This is a genomic window from Neobacillus sp. PS3-40 (genome assembly GCF_030915485.1).
Lineage (GTDB): Bacteria > Bacillota > Bacilli > Bacillales > Cytobacillaceae > JAUZPL01.
In genome coordinates this window covers 173723-191765 of the sequence record NZ_CP133266.1, presented here as the reverse complement: position 1 = coordinate 191765, position 18043 = coordinate 173723, and the positions used below count along the sequence as shown (strand labels likewise).

The 18043-nt window shown below is 35.4% G+C and carries 17 protein-coding genes; 8 read left to right on the top strand and 9 right to left on the bottom strand.

Annotated features, from left to right (window positions below):
- Position 1 precedes the first annotated feature (1 nt).
- The 4 genes from RCG20_RS00930 to ftcD all read left to right on the top strand — a co-directional run bounded on the left by RCG20_RS00930 (position 2) and on the right by ftcD (position 3125).
- Positions 2–238 (top strand): hypothetical protein, encoded by a 237-nt coding sequence (locus RCG20_RS00930; protein WP_308182372.1) that lies wholly within the window; start codon positions 2–4, stop codon positions 236–238.
- Between the two features lie 44 nt (positions 239–282).
- Positions 283–1533 carry an imidazolonepropionase gene (gene hutI / locus RCG20_RS00925; RefSeq protein WP_308182371.1) on the top strand — a complete coding sequence of 417 codons (1251 nt, stop codon included), beginning with the start codon at positions 283–285 and terminating at the stop codon, positions 1531–1533.
- A 133-nt stretch (positions 1534–1666) separates the two neighbouring features.
- Positions 1667–2251, top strand: coding sequence for a cyclodeaminase/cyclohydrolase family protein (locus tag RCG20_RS00920; RefSeq protein WP_308182370.1), 585 nt, complete (start codon positions 1667–1669; stop codon positions 2249–2251).
- 1 nt (position 2252) lies between these two features.
- A complete protein-coding gene (gene ftcD / locus RCG20_RS00915; RefSeq protein WP_308182369.1) occupies positions 2253–3125 on the top strand; it encodes a glutamate formimidoyltransferase in 873 nt (290 codons plus the stop codon).
- A 642-nt stretch (positions 3126–3767) separates the two neighbouring features.
- Here the strand turns inward: ftcD and RCG20_RS00910 are convergent.
- Complete coding sequence (locus RCG20_RS00910; protein ID WP_308182368.1) at positions 3768–3944, bottom strand: hypothetical protein; 177 nt, start codon at positions 3942–3944, stop codon at positions 3768–3770.
- Between the two features lie 376 nt (positions 3945–4320).
- Here RCG20_RS00910 and RCG20_RS00905 point away from each other — a divergent pair, with 376 nt between their 5' ends.
- Positions 4321–4461, top strand: coding sequence for a hypothetical protein (locus RCG20_RS00905; protein WP_308182367.1), 141 nt, complete (start codon positions 4321–4323; stop codon positions 4459–4461).
- A 57-nt stretch (positions 4462–4518) separates the two neighbouring features.
- The gene (locus RCG20_RS00900) at positions 4519–4719 is read left to right on the top strand and encodes a hypothetical protein (protein WP_308182366.1); all 201 of its coding nucleotides are present in this window, start codon (positions 4519–4521) and stop codon (positions 4717–4719) included.
- A gap of 146 nt (positions 4720–4865) precedes the next feature.
- Here RCG20_RS00900 and RCG20_RS00895 read toward each other — a convergent pair whose 3' ends face one another.
- From RCG20_RS00895 to RCG20_RS00885, 3 genes are all read right to left on the bottom strand, one after another.
- Entirely contained in the window at positions 4866–5954 is a 1089-nt protein-coding gene (locus RCG20_RS00895; RefSeq protein ID WP_308182365.1) for a Ger(x)C family spore germination protein, read from the bottom strand.
- On the bottom strand, positions 5954–6943 hold the full coding sequence (locus RCG20_RS00890) for a GerAB/ArcD/ProY family transporter (protein WP_308184260.1): 990 nt from the start codon (positions 6941–6943) through the stop codon (positions 5954–5956). The genes RCG20_RS00895 and RCG20_RS00890 overlap by 1 nt, the downstream gene beginning before the upstream one ends.
- 131 nt (positions 6944–7074) lie before the next feature.
- Positions 7075–8553 carry a spore germination protein gene (locus RCG20_RS00885; protein ID WP_374120499.1) on the bottom strand — a complete coding sequence of 493 codons (1479 nt, stop codon included), beginning with the start codon at positions 8551–8553 and terminating at the stop codon, positions 7075–7077.
- A gap of 1356 nt (positions 8554–9909) precedes the next feature.
- Between RCG20_RS00885 and RCG20_RS00880 the strand changes: the two genes are divergently transcribed.
- Positions 9910–10701, top strand: a complete 792-nt coding sequence (locus RCG20_RS00880; RefSeq protein ID WP_308182363.1) for an LAGLIDADG family homing endonuclease — start codon at positions 9910–9912, stop codon at positions 10699–10701.
- 22 nt (positions 10702–10723) lie between these two features.
- On the top strand, positions 10724–11095 hold the full coding sequence (locus RCG20_RS00875; RefSeq protein WP_308182362.1) for an rRNA methyltransferase: 372 nt from the start codon (positions 10724–10726) through the stop codon (positions 11093–11095).
- Between the two features lie 160 nt (positions 11096–11255).
- On the opposite strand, the gene RCG20_RS00870 is transcribed toward RCG20_RS00875, so the two are convergent.
- From RCG20_RS00870 to parE, 5 genes are all read right to left on the bottom strand, one after another.
- Entirely contained in the window at positions 11256–11729 is a 474-nt protein-coding gene (locus RCG20_RS00870) for a GNAT family N-acetyltransferase (RefSeq protein ID WP_308182361.1), read from the bottom strand.
- A 326-nt stretch (positions 11730–12055) separates the two neighbouring features.
- A complete protein-coding gene (locus RCG20_RS00865) occupies positions 12056–12535 on the bottom strand; it encodes a staygreen family protein (protein WP_308182360.1) in 480 nt (159 codons plus the stop codon).
- 73 nt (positions 12536–12608) lie between these two features.
- The gene (locus tag RCG20_RS00860) at positions 12609–13376 is read right to left on the bottom strand and encodes a hypothetical protein (protein WP_308182359.1); all 768 of its coding nucleotides are present in this window, start codon (positions 13374–13376) and stop codon (positions 12609–12611) included.
- Between the two features lie 144 nt (positions 13377–13520).
- Positions 13521–15956 carry a DNA topoisomerase IV subunit A gene (gene parC, locus RCG20_RS00855; protein ID WP_308182358.1) on the bottom strand — a complete coding sequence of 812 codons (2436 nt, stop codon included), beginning with the start codon at positions 15954–15956 and terminating at the stop codon, positions 13521–13523.
- Complete coding sequence (gene parE / locus RCG20_RS00850) at positions 15953–17932, bottom strand: DNA topoisomerase IV subunit B (protein ID WP_308182357.1); 1980 nt, start codon at positions 17930–17932, stop codon at positions 15953–15955. Before parE ends, parC begins: the two co-directional genes overlap by 4 nt.
- Positions 17933–18043 lie beyond the last annotated feature (111 nt).

The following is an 18043-nucleotide window of genomic DNA, read 5'->3' as shown; positions in this document are numbered from 1 at the left end:
AATGGCCGATGACCTTCAACAAATTTTATATCAAGTAGCAAATGCTTACTTAGGATTAGAGAAAAATCGGTTAACCGAATTCAATAGTAAAAAAGTATCGATACTATTCGATCAGTTTTTATCAGATGAACTATCTCAAATTGACGATTATTACACTGGTTTAGAATCAGTACTAGGCGACAGCGGTAAACTTGAAGCGCTAGTACAGGTAAGAAAAAAGTTAAAATCAATTCATTAATATCAAGTATTCATATAAGATTATTTCACATTTTGGAGGGGAACATGGGTTCACTTTTTATCAAAAATGCGAATCAAGTTATTACTGTTAAGGGTCATTCTGAAAAGCCAGCAACAAAGGAAGAGATGAATGAATTGCACATTATTGAAAATGGTGCAGTCCTAATTGAAAATGATCGAATTACTGCAGTTGGTCCAACAGAGGAGCTAGAGTTAAAGGCTGTTAATGCGGAAGTGATCGATGCTTCAGGAAAAATAGTAATGCCGGGACTAGTAGACCCACATACGCATGTTGTTTATGCAGGCAGTCGTGAAAATGAATTCAATTTGCGCCTAAATGGTGCGACTTATATGGAAATTATGAACAATGGTGGCGGAATACATGCAACGACAAGAGCAACAAGAGCTGCCTCTGAAGTTGAACTATATCAGGCTACCAAGCGTCGTCTAGATAAGTTTTTACGTCATGGAGTTACAACGATTGAAGCAAAGTCAGGCTATGGTATGGACTGGGAGACTGAACATAAACAACTAATCGTTGCTAAGCGTCTCAATGAAGATCATCCGATTGACATAGTTTCAACTTTTATGGGCGCACATGCAGTACCAAAAGAGTACAAAGGCCGAGAAGATAAGTTTGTAGATATCATCATCAACGAAATGTTGCCACGAGTGAAAGAAGAAGGTTTGGCTGAGTTTAATGATGTTTTCTGCGAACATGGTGTGTATACACCAGAACAGTCGCGACGTGTTTTAGAAGCAGGGAAGAAATTAGGTTTGATTCCTAAAATTCACGCGGATGAAATTGAGCCGTATCAAGGTGCAGAACTGGCAGCAGAAATAGGTGCCATTTCAGCAGAACATTTACTTCGTGCGAGTGATGAGGGAATTAAGCAAATGGCTAATGCAGGCGTAATTGCAGTGCTCTTACCAGGAACAGCTTTTTTCCTTATGGCAGAGGCTGCTCGTGGACGTAAAATGATCGATGCGGGCGTTCCTGTTGCTATCTCAACAGACGCAAACCCTGGATCTTCTCCTTCTGTATCCATGCCATTTACTATGAATCTTGCTTGCTTGTCTATGGGGATGACACCCGCTGAATCCATAGTAGCTGCCACAATCAATGCAGCACATGCAATCAATCGTGGTCGTGAAATTGGCAGTATAGAAGTTGGTAAAAAGGCAGATATCGTCATTCAAGACGTAGAAAACTTTATACAGCTAAACTATCATTATGGCATGAACCATACACACACAGTGATTAAGAATGGAAAGATTGTTGTTCAAGCCGTATAAAGGTTTCTGAACGATACTTAAAATCATTAAACAAATGTTGTTCCATGTAATATTGAAAACTTTTAGTTTCTATTTAAGATTTTGAGTTAATAAATAAATTAAAATTTTTAAAGATTGATAGGAGGAAGTAAAGATGAATTATCAAGAAGTATTTGAGAAAATCCTTGATACAAAAGATGTAACAATCGGTGGGGGATCTGCTTCATCCATTTCAGGTGCAATGGCAGCTGGGTTGTCAGGAATGGTAGCAAGACTTAGTGTTGGTAAAGACTACGGACTTACTGATGAACAATACTTAAGAATTGCGGATGAGTTAGATGAATTAGGGAAAAAACTAGAGGCTGGATCTGTTGCTGATGCTGATGCTTATATGCAAATTATCAATGCATATAAGTTACCAAAGGCAACAGACGAAGAGAAGGAAGTACGTAAAGCAGCTATTCAAGCTGCTGGAGTTACCGCAGCGACACAACCTATGGACAACGCAAAACTTTGTTTGGATCTCCATAAACTTTGTGTAAGTTTAAAAGGAGTTTCAAATACAAATGCAGAGTCTGATCTTTTGATAGGCATTGGACTTTCTACTTTAGGCATTCGCGGATGTGTAATGAATATTAAAGCAAACCTAGGCATTATAAAAGACGAAAGTAAAGTGGCTTTTTTCAATGAGCAAATTAATTATTTTGAAAACTATCTATCGGAAATAGAGGGTAAATAAGATGAAAACATTATTAGGCGAATTTAATATCAGTGAAGGTACTGATACAGTAAAGATCAATGCTATTAAGGATGCACTAATGGAAAAGGGCGATGTAACACTTATTGAAGTAAACTCGGATAAAGATCACAATCGTTCCGTTTTCACTTTCTACGGTGAGCCAGAAGCTGTTCTAGAATCAGCGAAACGCTTTGCGAAAAAAGCGATTGAACTTATTGACATGTCTGTTCATAAGGGAAGACATCCTCGTCAAGGAGCTCTTGATGTTTGCCCATTCATTCCAATGAAGGACGTTACGGCAGAAGAGGCTATTGCTATCTCAAAAGAGTTTGGTAAATATTTAGGTTCTCTTGGTGTTCCGGTATTCTACTATGAAGATGCTGCAACAAGACCTGATAGAAAAAACCTTGTTGACATTCGCCGTGGTGAGTACGAAGCACTTCCAGAAAAGATGCAAGATCCTAACTGGATTCCAGATGAAGGTCCACATGAGTTCAATTCAAAGAGTGGAGCAACTGTAACCGGTACACGTTTTCCATTAATCGCTTTCAACGTGAATCTTAATACAACAAATTTAGAAATTGGTAAGAAAATTGTGAAGGCAGTCCGTGGAGCTACTGGTGGATACCAATGTGTCCGTGCAATGGCGCTTGAAATCCCTGAGAAAAACGCAATTCAAGTTTCAATGAACTTGACAAATTATACGAAAACACCTATTCATCGCGTATTTGAAACGATTAAATCAGAGGCAAGTGCTTTCGGGGTTTCTGTAATCGATACTGAATTGGTTGGGCCAGTTCCCCTTCTGGCGTTGGAAGACGTTCTAAAGTTCTATTTAAGAGTGCATAGTCTCTCAATGGAGCAAGTTCATTAAGAAAGTCTAGCGATAAAAGCAAACGTTATATAGTAGTGGATTTTGTATGATAGTTTCAAATGAAATGAACCGAATTATCGCTCTTGAATCAGAAAAATTATGGCAATATAAGAGTTTACTATGTTCTGTTGGCGGAAATTATAACATCTCAATTGGGCGGGAGATTAGACTCCAGCCTTTTTTATTTAAGTGTCATTTCAGAGGCAAGTGTAATCTTCTTACAATTATAATAATTGTCTTGTTTACATTAATTAGAACACAAAACAAATAAAATTAGCTAATAACATGAATTTATGGGACGGTTCAAATAAAACTTATAAACACACATAATTGATATAAATAAAACGATTATTAAAGAAAAGTTGTCTAAAGTAAGAAATATGAGAGCATAAAAAATAAATTATTTCCCATACCTATAAATTATTGGAGAGCTGAAAGGAGAACGATAATAAATAGGGATGAACCAATAACTAAACTAATCGTCCCGAAAATCCAATTTTCTAGTTTACATAATATATATTAGATTTTGCGAAAACTCGACTTTTCATTCACTTCCTATAATTATAGGGACGGGATAAGGAATTATGAGGCTGCATCCTTGGGTGTTATGTTCAAATAGATTTGAACATAACACATTGTAGTTTAACCAGAAAATTTGATCTTCTTTAAATAGAGAAGGTATCGGTATGTTCCTATTAATATAGCTCCTAATGCAATAAATGATAAAATAATGAGGTATTGAATTAATGCTAATATCAACAAAATAATTGCAGCGGTTATATATTCACCTTTTGTATATTTAATTCTTCTTTTGCTCATTGGAATGCCTCTTCAAGTACCTTTTTGTTAATTTTTAAATAGACACATACTGCGCAGCAAGTAATTTTGATTATTAAAGACTTACTAAAATAAACCAGTTATTTCTGGTTGGCCTCGTTTTTGTGAGAGTAATTGTAGAATAATTTATTATCAGAGCGTTTCATATTTTTATTTATGCTAAGATATAGAAAATATTTTAAATATTAAGTACTTCAACTAACGGAGCAGTTTAGTGGAAGAAGTTATAAACGGATTGAGGTGTGGTATGAAGATTAGAAAAGCAAAACTAGATGACGCTAAAGCTGTTGCAAAAGTACAAGTCGATAGTTGAAAAACAACGTATAAAAATATTGTTCCAGATGAGTGTTTAGAAAAAATGACGTATGAGAGTAGAAAACAAAAATGGAACGACATAATTACAAATAAAGTCGTATACGTCGCTGAAACTGCTGATGGCGAAATTATCGGGTTCTCTAATGGTGGCAAAGAAAGAACAGGGAATTACCCTGATTTTTAAGGCGAATTGTATGCGATTTATATATTGAAAGAGCACCAACGAAAAGGGCTGGGTAAATTGTTACTTAAACCGATTATTGAAGACTTAGTAGAAGAAGATATATATTCGATGCTAGTGTTAGTGTTAGAGGAGAACAGCTCCAAACTTTTTTACGAGTCACTAGGAGCAAAAAAGATTGAAAGTGTTGAGACAAAAATTATGGGAAAGAAACTAAAAGAACTTGTTTATGGTTGGGAAGAGATAAGAGGAATAATCTAATTCCTTCTTCTAGTAACGGGGGGGCAACAGTTCAAGAGGACATTGCCCCATTGTTAATGAAGAAAAAGACAGAAAAGTTTAATTAGAAGTTTTAAGATATAACTAGTTTTTTTAATAAGATTCCAAAGATTTTTTAAAATGTTTGTTTACATTTTGTTCCCAGTTGTTACAGGTTGTATCTTTAGTGAGAAATGGACATCCAATTTGATGTTTTCCCACTGATCTTTCCATTCTTTACTTGTCATTCTCTCAAAAAAAGGTGATGTGGTCAGTAGACCAATTTGGAGGGGATCTACTTTTTCCTTTTGCATATTTTTTAATAACTCCGTTGTTTCATGTTCTAAATACACTTCAACTTCTTTATTAAGTGAAGACAATTCACTTTGGTTAAGTAAATTTTTGTTTCCTTGATATTCCTCAAGCCTACCGTTGATTTGATCTGTAACATGTAAAACTTTAGTAGTCTGATCTAATCGAAATTCTACCTTTGAACGAACTCGGCCTAAAACGAGCTTTTGCTTTGGTAAGGCAAGGAGCTTTACGTAGCGATCATTACCAAGAAGCTGAAAAATTTGGTCATCCATATTATTTATAGTTGTTTTTAATTTATCCCCATGAAAAAGTGCGGTTCCTTCATAAGTAAAGTTGTTCTTATCTGCTTTAAAAACAGGTAAAATTGGATCCTGAAAAGGAGAATACAACTGTTTCATAAACTCATGAAGATTCACAATACTCATGTCCCCTTGATTATACTTTTCGTAGTGCTTTAACATTCGATATAGAAAATAATCAAGAGATGGTTGTTTGCTTAATTGATTTTTTAAATAGGCTTCAAAGTCGCCATCTACAATTACAATATACAGGCGAGACGAAACGTCTGGGTCCGTAAAAAGTGTGTTGATTAGTGTTCTAATACCTTTAAAAGCCAACTCCTTATTGATAAACAACATTCGAAGCTGTCCTGTTTTAAGTTCTCGATAATACTTTAAATTAAATTCCTTACCTCCTTGTTTGATAAGATCAACCTTTAAAGTAAAGGTTTGTTTTGTTTCTTTTATTAATGGAGGAACTAATGTCGTAATTGATAATTGACCATTTGGATCATTTTTAATCGACCAGAAGATTACAGGTGCAATTTCCTCAACTATGTTATTTTCAGTATAGGGACTACATCCTGACATCACTATTAAAAAGCAAAAAACAAATAAAAGACTAGTTGGTTTATATCCTTTCATTAAACGTCCTCCTTTCGTTTAATGGCAATCCAGAGGATGATCGGAATAATAAGATAACTCAAGGAACTTAACGCGATTTCTAAGTCCAACCCCCAAAAGCCTTTATATGAAAATTTCCATAAAAAGTTATAGAATATTAAAAAGCTCGAAAGAATGACTGCAGCGCAAAACAGATACCCCTTTCTGGTTGTTTGGAGATTCCATTTTGCAAGTGCTAAACGGGACAGGCCGTAAAAGAAAAGTAAAAATAGAGCTAAAGCAAATACGATATAAAACAAATAAACGGAAATGACAATGATTTCCATTCGCTCAAAAACAGGGGATTGAAGATACTTGATCATATCAATTGTAGGATACAAGGTTTTACTTAAATAATTGGACCCGAAAAATAAAATGGCTGCAATGAACAAAAGAAGGTATTCAAGGACAGAAATCATATTTCCTATCGTAAAATACATGAATTGTCTCTTATCATGCGTTAACCATGGCTTCAAAAAAATGAGGTACTCAGGTCCTGACAGTGAGGACCATATAAGGAGAACTCCTTTCCAAGAAAACAAGGAAGGATCATTGGGGATCAATGGATATAAATCGTGAATGGATGACATAGGTGCAAAAAGAAATGGAATAAAGACAAAAATGATCCAAAATGTGCTAAGCATGACGATTACTACAAACTGGAATGTTTTCTCCATTCCTTTTGATGCAAGATATAAACTCGTAAGAAAAATGAATAAAATTAGCCAATTATTGTTTATAGATGGAAAGATATATTGATGCATAATATCAGAATACCCTATTGTGAAGATAGCCATTTTCATAAAAATAAAGAAGAGACCAATAAAAGCATATAAACGAATCATTCTCTTTCCGAAAAGTTTGCTAATTCCCTCAGCGCCATCCTTAAGAAACCTAGATTTCCAGCATTTAGACAAAATAAAAAGGTTTAATTGAGATACAAACCCGATACCTATAATCACTATAATCATATAGGGGTGAATTAAATACTTTTGGAATATTAAAGGCATATAAAGGACTTGTATTCGATTGACCAAAAAAATAAGATAGGGGCCGCTTTTGTCTGGAGATTTTTCAAATAGTTGTAAGGGTTTAATAGGAATCACCTTCTTTTTTTGATGCGCCATCTTTGTAAGGGACTTAAAAAACTTGGCCGTTCTTTGATCGACGTAAGGGGGCCCCGAATAAAAAGGTCATTCCAGTCTTTGAGATAAAGGGGCGTAATGGGAGCGAAATAGGGTTGCTTTAAAGAAGTTAGTCCCACCAAATGAGCAATAATGATAATCATCCCAAGAACAATTCCAGGAATACCAAGTAATGATGATAATACAAGAAGAAAAAATTGTAAAAGTGTTATTATTTTTGTCATTAAATAATTTGGAACCAAAAAAGAGGCAATTGCTGAGATACCCACTAATACAATAAAAACATTGCTGACAAAGCCTGCTTGGACAGTCGCTTGACCGATAACAATGCCACCAATAACTCCTAAAATTTGGCCAGATTTTGTTGGCATTCGTAAGCTGGCTTCTTTAATAATTTCTAAAGTAATTAACATTAGTGTTGCTTCCCAAAAAGGTGTAAATGGGAGTTTACTTCTCGTTTCTAATAACACATATAAAATTTGAAGTGGAAGTATTTCATAATTATGTGTTGTAATCGCAACATATAATGGTACTAATGTCAGAGCAAGAAAAAAGCTTGAAAATCGAATACACCTTAAAAAGCTTGCAATAATCCAGCGAAGAAAATAATCTTCAGGTGACTGAAAAAGATGGAAGAAATTTATTGGACCAACAAGTCCGTAGGCCGTTTTATCCACTAAAAATACTATCTTCCCTAATGCGAGTGAGTTGGAACATGCGTCTGGTCGTTCGGTTTCCAGAAATTGTGGAAAGGGGGTATTTTTATGATCTTCCATAAAAGCCGCAACTTGGGAGGAGTCAAGGAATTGGTCAAAATCAATTGCCTTAATTTTCTCCCTTGCAATAGTGATAAACTCTGGATTAGTTATATCTTCAATATACATCATTACAACTTTTGTTCGACTTAAAGATCCGATATTAAAAGTTTCTGTTTTTAAAGCAGTAACTGGGAGACGTTGGCGAATCATTGTTATATTTTGGTCGATTTGTTCTACAAAGCTGTCTTTTGCCCCATAAATCACTGTTTCGGTTTCAGGTGGTTCTATGGAACGGCTGAGAGGCGTCTCTAAAAGAGTGGCAAACCAATGGTTTTGAGTTGGGTCGTACAATAAAATAGATCCTTGAACTATTTTCTTCTCAGCCTCTTCAAGATTTGATAGTTTTTCTATTTTTGCGTTCATAAGGCATTTAGCAATTTGATCCTTAGAACAGTGATTTAGAGGCTCCACAATCACTTCATTTAATCTTTCATTATCAATAAGTGTTTTTATGTAATAGAGAAATACTGTTCCTATGTTGGTATTAAGGGCTATTATTTCTAAGTCTTCCATGTTGGCAAGAGATTTCTTTAATAACTCATCTGTTAGAGGAATTTTAGAAGACAATGGTTCACTTTTACTTTTTTGCCTTGGCTTTTTAGGAAACAAGCTACCCATCACCTTTAAAAATATTTGTTATTAAGTTTCTCTAAGCAATAAAATTTTATTCTGTGGAATATTATGGATAATTAGCTGTTCCATATATGTAGACAGATTGATAATTCCAGATTGGTATATTTTCAGACTTATAACAAAATGATGTTTTATACATTCATCCATAATATTAGTATTTTGAATGTAAAAGAATTACAAGAAGACCTAATACTACTATTACAAAAATATGAATAACATCGTAAGATTGCGGCCTTAGGGGAGAAGTTTGCTTAAACGAAAAAACAAATCAAAGGAATTGGTGGCTTTAAAATTAAAATGGAAGAAGTTCAGGTTACTTTTAAATCGAAATGAAGAGGTCTATTACAACATCATTGATAATCTTATGAAGAAAAAGATTTGAATTCTAATGCATTAGCAGAAGGGATGAAAAGCAGAGAGTGAATTGATTAATTCCCGTATATAACTAGAGTGTAAAAAAGTGGACTTACTATTGGGGTCATTTTAGTGGAAGAAATAACATAACAAATTCATTAGCTGCACAGTACAACGATACTATTCAATAGAAAAATTGTATTTAATAAACGGGAGCAATTTTTGATTAATTAATAAATATAATAGGTAAACACCACTACATCAATATGTCTGCGACCAACACTCAAGCCATGTGGTGTGTGGAAACATTTAATGAAAAACTAAAAACTAAAATGACATAATAAACGTTATATGAATAGTGGGAGTTTTAAAGCTTCCGCTTTTTTATTTTTAGGCTGTTTTCGCATAGATTGTTGTTTTTCGTACCTAGCCTAAAAACCCGAAATAACAATAGTATCGTGCTCTTTTCTTAAAAACTTCCTACGGTTTTCATCGGTAAACTTGAATCCCATTCTAATTTAGTTTCAACTAGCAACAAAGTTTAAGAAAAGAGCCTATTTTTATAACATTTTTCAGTCAAATGCAATCCTCTTAAACAATTGTTGTTCTAAATATTGTTAAGATCACTTGTTTGGAGGAATTTAACAGTAAAGAAGGTTGGCTCATGTTCCTTACCAATGATCCTTCATATTATAAAGAGACTACTCATGTAAATTACACAGTAAATCAAGACTTCAGAATTCATGATGGAAAAAGGTTAAGTGGGGAAAACAAACAGGACTAGGAACTCAAAAAGGGCGTGAGAAGCCAATTGTTTTACAAGGTATATATGTGATATGACCTGGGAAAAACATAGCCAAATAGAGGATTCTATCAAAGATGAGTTTCTGTACCTTGATTAAAGAGATATCTTGAAATTACAAACGAATGTTCTTATAATGAAAGTAAGAATAGTATTTAATAAATTCTGAGAGGAGGTCGATAAAAATGGCTCGAAATCCAAATATAACCGATAATCAGATTATTCAATTGTATAATCAAGGTATACCATACAAAGAAATGGCAGCAATCACAGAAATAACAGATCGAGGGATCCGAAAGCTCTTAAATAAACATGGTATTGAAACCAATCGATCTACACCACGTAAACATAAAGTAAATGAAGATTTCTTTCTAACTTGGAGTCATGAAATGGCATGGGTTTTAGGTCTGGTTATTACAGATGGGTACATTAGTGATCGTAAAAGTGTTCGATATCTATCAATTACACAGAAAGATATACCAATTTTAAAAGCAATTTCAAGATATATGGATCTTGATTTCTCATTAATTAAGCCTGGAAAAACTAGAACTACTCCAACGATTATGATAAATTCATTAAAAATCATAAATGATCTATCCGTCCTCGGAATCACTACAAAAAAATCCCACATAGTTCCTTTTCCGGATGTCCCCAAAGAATTTTTGCCATCATTTATTCGTGGCGTTATAGATGGTGATGGATGGGTTCAGGATAGGGGATATGTAATGAACGTAACAACTGCGAGTATTAAGTTTGCAAATGGATTACTTTCGGTTTTCCAATCATGGAGCCTTAAATCAGAAATTACTTCGGAAAAAACTAAAACTGGCAGTAATGTCTACAGAGTTTGGGTAAAAGGAAAAAAAGATATTGTCATACTTTCAGAAGTAATTTATAAAAATTGTAATGGGGATTTTATTTCCCACAAAAGAGAACGTATGACTCAAAGAGTTACTGGGCAACTATCACTATTTTAAAAAAAATTTAAGGAGATTCACAATGTGGAAAAGCGTAAATAATAAACTTGTAAATGTTACAGATGAGTCTCGTGTGAAATTTAGAACGAATATTAGCAAATCAATACTTCTGGAACTGAATCAACTTGCAGAAAATCATAATACATACCCTAATTATCTAATGGAAACCGGTTTAAGAAAAGTATTGGATGACGGTACTATTCAATTCAAAAAAGAAAACAGGCCCAAAGATCGTGTTCAGTATAAAACAACATATGATAAGGATTTATTAGAAAAAGTAAAACAATTTGCTAAAGACCATAAATTGTTTATTAATGATGTGATTGAATACAGCATAAGGTTCATTGATCTAAATAATGTTAAAGATCAAAACTACCGGAATAGGATAGATTAATGGAGGTGTTAAGTTAACTTTCATCCAACGCCCCCGACATAATATATATTCTAGGAACCTAAACTAAACGAAATAAAATCAGTCTCAATTCCTAAGTTTACTTAAGATAGTGAGACAGAATCATTTTTTTCGATGGGTGAAAATTTATTTGCTTTCAGAATTAAAATAATTTTTTCACCATCTTATAATTAATTAACGAAACGCCCCGAAGTTCTACTTTTTGCTGCTGAATTACAATAAATCCGTGATGTTCAAAAAAAGGCTTTGCTGTTATGCTCGCATATGTGTCTATGTAATCCATTCCAAGTTTTCCGGCTTTAGTTACAAGTAAATTTACTAATTTAGTAGCAATTCCCTGGCTTTGGAAATCCTTGTGAATATATAGTCGATCTAAATGCCCATCATGGGTCATATCGCTAAATCCGATGATTGTGCCGTTTAATTCGGCTATATATGTGATATTTTGCTCCATTGATGCCTTCCAACTTTTCAGTTTATCATCTAATTCATCTTTTGCTGCCCATACATCAAGCTGCTCAGGTGTATAATCACGTGCATTTACCGAGTGTACGGTGTCAAAGAAAAGTGAAACAATCTGTTGAATGTCATTAGCCTGAAACCCTCGAATTTTCAATGAATAATGCTCCTTTATTCTTGATATGAATATCTCCAATAAAAACTGTGCTTTAACTAAAAGATAATCCGATCATTTAGTTAACATAATATAATTATGATAATCTACGAAGAAAACAAAACTTAAATCTTCAAAAAATATTCCTTCATAAAATAAATCTACTTTAAAAGCTTTTTTTCTATGTAAAAATACGGAATCTCCCCCCTTTTTAAAGGTTCCTATACAACCTAAAATTGGATAAAAAAAGTTTTTGAATTGAATGGCCCAGATCGTTTCAGTTAGCTCGTCCTATTCTTCACTTAGAAAAAACACAGGATATCCTGTGTTTAAGAAATCGTTTGTTGGCTGGCAGAAACTAGATATTGGCGAGGTGTACCCATATAGATGATTTTGTTATATTGTGGATAGATTGAATCAAATTGAATATAAATTGGTGAATCTAAAAGCCAGGGAAAACAAGTATAAAAGGTTTGATCTCCATAAATGATGGCTTTTAAGGCAAGATCCATTTCCTTTTGAAAAATTAGAAAACGGACTTTTGCATATTTCTCATCAAACTCGCCCCCACTTACATATACCCTGCCCCATAAAACATACTCCCCCATTTTTGGGACCCATTCAGCAACTACCTCATCCCGAACCTGAGGGTTTAGATTACCATAGGTGTACTCTTTGCCAATACTAAGAAATAATTGCCCAGTGGAATCTGAATGAGTTAATGTATATTTTCTTCCCTCAATAGGGCGAAATTTCGTTGCAGGTGCATGGAAAACTACGGTTAATTTTGAAGGAATAAAGACACTCATCGTATATTACCCCTTTCATACATTACTATGCCTAATATAGTATATGGGGCTGCCCGCAATGCGTGTCAATTGCCTACTTTTCAATCTCGACATCTTGGAGAACTTCTGTCTTAACTAATTTCCATTGTCCATTCACATATTTCCAGGACGATTCAACATATGCGATTATATCCGCATTTGCGGCTCCTGTGATTCGTTGAATGCCTGTTAAGCCCTTTTCTTCTCCTTTTAAAAGAATTGGTTTCATGTCGCTGAAGGAATTAACCTTTAACTCAGTTGGCTCATTTAATTTTCCTTTATAAAAAACTCCAAGTTTCTCATAGTATTTTTTTCGATCCTTTAAGTTAAATAAATATTCCTTATTTGTTTGTTCTATTTTAATTTTTGCTTTATACCTATTTTCAAAGCTGCTATCTATTTCTAAGGGCTCTGGAACAGTTACATTTGTTAATGTGAAATTCCTTAGTGAATAGATATAGTTTGTTGATATACCCTCGCTTCCCCCAGTAGGAATATTTACAAATAGGTCATTTACTTTATCATGGTTTAAATCTGCAAATTGAATGTAAGGGTGAATTCCACTGTCTAAAGAAATCCTGTATGTTTTGTTATTAGAAGCAATTATTTTAATGAAAATTTTTTTTAGGTAGGAATGTTTATCCTGATAGGGCACGGCTTTTAAATAGATAGTATCTTTTAATCCGTCCCCCGTAATATCCATTTCTTCTTTAGAAATAGTGATTATTTTTGCTTTTTTTCCCTCAAAAGCATACACACCAGATATGGCTGTCAGAGATACAAAAAGAATGGCAGTAAAGATAAGAATCAGCTCTTTTTTCACCTTTTTCCCCTCCTAAACATAATAGTTGTTATTATGCCCAACTTTGGTTAAAAGATAAGAAAAAGTTTCCAATTTTAATGGGGTAAGAATATTCTATTTGACAAAAAAAAGACTCCCTATATTCTGGGAGTCTTGAATAAACTACTATTTAATAGGTGTTTCTGCTGCTACTTGCCAAATGGAAACGACTTTTCCACTATCTCCTTCATCAAGGAAAAAGGATCCGTTAGAATAACGGTCACTTGATTTTAAATTGGCAGATATGAAACTTTCAGTTTGCCCTTTTTCTGTTTGGATAAAAATTTCGTCCTGATCTATTACAATAACAAATCCAATGACACGATGTGGATTTGCTTTAAGTTCTCTTAAGATGACAACACCACGTTTAGCTCGAGTAGTTTTTTCGAATTCTTTTAATTTCATTTTTTTTACCGAACCGCGCTGAGTGGCTATTACAATGGTTTGTTTGCTCTCTGGATCAATGATTTTCCCACCAACGACATAATCACCGTCTTTAAGGTTAATCCCTTTCACACCAGCAGCACGGACACCTACGATGCTTATTTCTTCCTCGTGGAACCAGAGTGCATAGCCCGCATGGGTTATCAGGAACAATTCCTTTGTTCCGTCAGTTAAATGTACATCAATGACTTGATCGTCATCCTTTAAATTAATCCCGACGAGTGGCTTGGAATATCTTTGCGCCTTATAATGTCTAAGCTCAGTTTTCTTTGCCATTCCATTTTTTGTGATAAACACCAGGAAGTTTTCTACTTCAAAGTCTCTCACTGCAATGGCATGAATAATGGCCTCGTCTCGTTCGATTGGAATAAGATTGGCGACGTGTTGACCAAGGTCTTTCCAACGAATATCAGGTAGCTCATGAACTGGACAATACAAATAATTCCCTTTATTTGTAAAGAGAAGCACAACATCCTGTGTATTCATGTCCAGTTGTGCAAGAAGCCGATCTGAATCCTTCATTGCAAAGTCCTGGCCGTTTGAAGCAGCATAAGAACGTTGACTTGTTCTTTTCACATAGCCTTCCCTTGTAACAGTAACGATAACATCTTCACTTGGTATCATTACTTCAAGATTAATTTTCAATTCTTCAATTTCAGCTTCTATTTTGGAACGACGCTCATCGGCAAAACGCTTTTTAACGTCTTTTAGATCCTTTTTGATCACGGAAAAGAGCTTTTTCTCGCTTTCCAATATAGCGGTAAGCTCCTCGATTTTCTTCGCTAACTCTTCAGCTTCTTTTCTCAAAGCTGTAATATCCGTATTAGTTAAACGGTATAGCTGTAAGGAAACAATTGCTTCTGCCTGAGGTTCAGTAAAAGCATATTTCAAAATTAGATTATCTTTTGCATCTCGTTTATCCTTAGAAGCACGGATGGTAGCAATGACTTCATCCAAGATAGACAAGGCTTTTATAAGTCCTTCGACAATATGGGACCGTTCTTGGGCTTTGTTAAGCTCATATTGCGCACGTCGTGTGACAACTTCCTTCTGATGCTCAATATAAGCATCAAGCATATCTCGGAGTCCCATTAATTTAGGCCGTTTTTTATAGATAGCCACCATATTGAAGTTATAGGTAACCTGAAGATCACTATTTTTATATAAAAAGTTTAAAACGCCTTCAGCTTGTGCTTCTTTTTTTAGCTCAATAACAATTCGAAGGCCAGTACGGTCCGTTTCATCGCGAATTTCAGAGATTCCCTCTACCTTCCGATCAAGGCGGAGCTCATCAATCTTTTTCACGAGATTGGCTTTATTGATTTCAAATGGAATCTCTGTAACAACAATCTGTTGTCTTCCACCGCGAACCTCTTCAATCTCAGCTTTTCCACGGACAATAATCTTCCCTTTACCCGATTCGTAAGCCTTTTTAATTCCTTCAATTCCTTGAATAATGCCGCCTGTTGGAAAATCAGGCCCTTTAATAACGGTCATCAGTTCATCAACGGTTATGTCTGGGTTTTCCATTTTCATGATAACACCATCAATTACTTCACCAAGGTGATGTGGAGGAATATCTGTTGCATATCCAGCTGAAATTCCAGTTGATCCATTTACAAGTAAATTTGGAAACATTGCTGGGAATACGGTAGGCTCCATAGCGGTATCATCAAAGTTTGGAATAAAATCGACTGTTTGTTTTTCGATATCTCTTAGTAATTCAGCCGCAATCGCTGAAAGTCTTGCTTCGGTATAACGCATGGCTGCTGGTGGATCACCATCAACACTACCGTTATTTCCGTGCATTTCAACTAGGTAATTTCTAACCTTCCAGTCTTGGCTCAACCTTACCATTGCTTCATAAACGGAAGAGTCACCATGCGGGTGATAGTTACCAATTACATTCCCGACTGTTTTAGCTGATTTTCGAAAGCCTTTATCATGTGTATTCCCTTCCACATGCATAGCATATAGAATTCTTCGTTGGACAGGTTTTAAGCCATCACGTGCATCTGGCAACGCACGTTCTTGGATAATGTACTTACTATATCTCCCAAAACGGTCACCTAGGACATCTTCGAGAGGTAAGTCACGGAATTTCTCAATTGTGCTCATCCTTCAGTTTCCTCCTCTGAGACCGTAATATTTTCATTTTCAAGGATTGTGTCGTCTTCTTCTAATCCAAAAGCAACATTTGCTTCAATCCACTTCCGACGTGGTTCTACCTTGTCACCCATAAGTGTTGTTACCCTGCGCTCTGCTCTTGCAGCGTCATCTATTTTAACCCGGATAAATGTACGTGTTTCGGGGTCCATTGTTGTTTCCCAAAGTTGATCGGCATTCATCTCACCAAGCCCTTTATAACGCTGTATGATGTAGCCTCTGCCAATCTTTTGAATTGCACCCTGGAGTTCATCATCACTCCACGCATACTCAATCACTTCTTTTTTACCAGTCCCTTTACTCACCTTATACAATGGTGGTAGGGCAATGAATACTTTACCCGCGTCTAAAAGCGGCTTCATATAACGATAAAAGAAAGTAAGTAGTAATACTTGAATGTGTGCTCCATCTGTATCAGCATCCGTCATGATGACAATTTTTTCATAATTTACATCATCAAGATTAAAATCGGCACCGACTCCAGCACCAATTGCATGAATAATCGTATTTATTTCTTCATTTTTAAATATATCGGCTAATTTGGCCTTTTCTGTGTTGATAACTTTACCTCGGAGCGGCAGAACAGCTTGAAAACGACGATCACGCCCCTGTTTAGCAGAACCTCCGGCAGAGTCACCCTCCACTAGATAAAGCTCATTTTTTTGTGGATTGCGCGATTGAGCAGGTGTAAGCTTTCCAGAAAGAACCGTTTCTGACCGTTTGCGCTTTTTGCCACTTCTTGCATCCTCACGTGCTTTTCGAGCTGCATCACGTGCTTGATAAGCCTTAATGGATTTTTTGATTAGCAAAGAACTAATATCAGGATTCTCCTCTAGGAAGTAGGTAAGATGCTCAGACACAACAGCATCCACCGCTGATCTTGCCTCACTTGTTCCTAACTTACCTTTTGTTTGTCCTTCAAACTGAAGCATCTCTTCAGGAATTCTAACAGAAATAATGCCTGCTAATCCTTCTCGAATATCGGTACCTTCAAGGTTTTTGTCCTTTTCCTTTAGAAAAGAAACCTTTCGTGCATATTCATTAAATACACGTGTCATAGCTGTTTTTGTACCAGCTTCATGTGTACCTCCATCCTTCGTCCGAACATTGTTAACAAAAGAGAGGACATTTTCAGAATAACCATCGTTAAATTGGAAGGCAAATTCGACCTCAATGCCGTTTTGAATGCCTTCAAAGCTTACAACTGGATGTAATTCATCTTTTTCTTCGTTTAAGTATGAAACAAATGCTTCAATCCCATTTTCATAATGAAACACTTCATGAAAATCGTTGCGTTCATCGAAGATATCAATCTTTAATCCCTTTAAAAGAAATGCCGATTCTCTTAACCTCTCACATAATGTTTCGAAATTATACGTAGTGGTGGAGAAAATAGTTGGATCAGGCTTAAAACGGATCGCTGTTCCTGTTTGGTTCGTTTTGCCAATTTTTTCAAGGGTTGTTGCTGGTTTTCCACCATTTTCAAAACGCTGTTCATAAACAAATCCATCTCTTTTGATGGTAACAACTAACCATTCAGAGAGTGCGTTAACAACTGAAGCACCTACACCATGCAATCCACCACTTGTTTTATAACCGCCTTGACCGAATTTTCCACCAGCATGTAGCACTGTTAAAATAACTTCAGTTGTTGGCTTTCCAAGTTTATGCATTCCCGTGGGCATCCCACGGCCTCTATCAATTACACTAATAGAATTGTCTTTGTGAATTTTTACGGTAATATGATCACCGAAGCCACCTAAAGCTTCATCGACGGAATTGTCGACAATTTCATATACAAGATGGTGCAAACCCCGTGCATCTGTACTGCCTATATACATACCCGGACGTTTTCTGACTGCTTCAAGTCCTTCCAGTACCTGTATGGCATCATCATTATAATCAAAAACTTTCTGATTTATTGCCACTAAAATACCCCTTTCATATCCTACAAAAAGAAACCACATTCTGATTGCTATCTATTTTTAGAAAAAAATTCATTTAAAATAGGTTCATATCCTTTATTAAAAAAGAGATTC

Bases quoted from the DNA above. Each gene is read 5' to 3' on its own strand.
- RCG20_RS00930 (WP_308182372.1), top strand. From the start codon at position 2: ATGGCCGATGACCTTCAACAAATTTTATATCAAGTAGCAAATGCTTAC.
- hutI (WP_308182371.1), top strand. From the start codon at position 283: ATGGGTTCACTTTTTATCAAAAATGCGAATCAAGTTATTACTGTTAAG.
- RCG20_RS00920 (WP_308182370.1), top strand. From the start codon at position 1,667: ATGAATTATCAAGAAGTATTTGAGAAAATCCTTGATACAAAAGATGTA.
- ftcD (WP_308182369.1), top strand. From the start codon at position 2,253: ATGAAAACATTATTAGGCGAATTTAATATCAGTGAAGGTACTGATACA.
- RCG20_RS00910 (WP_308182368.1), bottom strand. From the start codon at position 3,944: ATGAGCAAAAGAAGAATTAAATATACAAAAGGTGAATATATAACCGCT.
- RCG20_RS00905 (WP_308182367.1), top strand. From the start codon at position 4,321: ATGACGTATGAGAGTAGAAAACAAAAATGGAACGACATAATTACAAAT.
- RCG20_RS00895 (WP_308182365.1), bottom strand. From the start codon at position 5,954: ATGAAAGGATATAAACCAACTAGTCTTTTATTTGTTTTTTGCTTTTTA.
- RCG20_RS00890 (WP_308184260.1), bottom strand. From the start codon at position 6,943: ATGATTATAGTGATTATAGGTATCGGGTTTGTATCTCAATTAAACCTT.
- RCG20_RS00885 (WP_374120499.1), bottom strand. From the start codon at position 8,553: ATGGGTAGCTTGTTTCCTAAAAAGCCAAGGCAAAAAAGTAAAAGTGAA.
- RCG20_RS00880 (WP_308182363.1), top strand. From the start codon at position 9,910: ATGGCTCGAAATCCAAATATAACCGATAATCAGATTATTCAATTGTAT.
- RCG20_RS00875 (WP_308182362.1), top strand. From the start codon at position 10,724: ATGTGGAAAAGCGTAAATAATAAACTTGTAAATGTTACAGATGAGTCT.
- RCG20_RS00865 (WP_308182360.1), bottom strand. From the start codon at position 12,535: ATGAGTGTCTTTATTCCTTCAAAATTAACCGTAGTTTTCCATGCACCT.
- parC (WP_308182358.1), bottom strand. From the start codon at position 15,956: ATGAGCACAATTGAGAAATTCCGTGACTTACCTCTCGAAGATGTCCTA.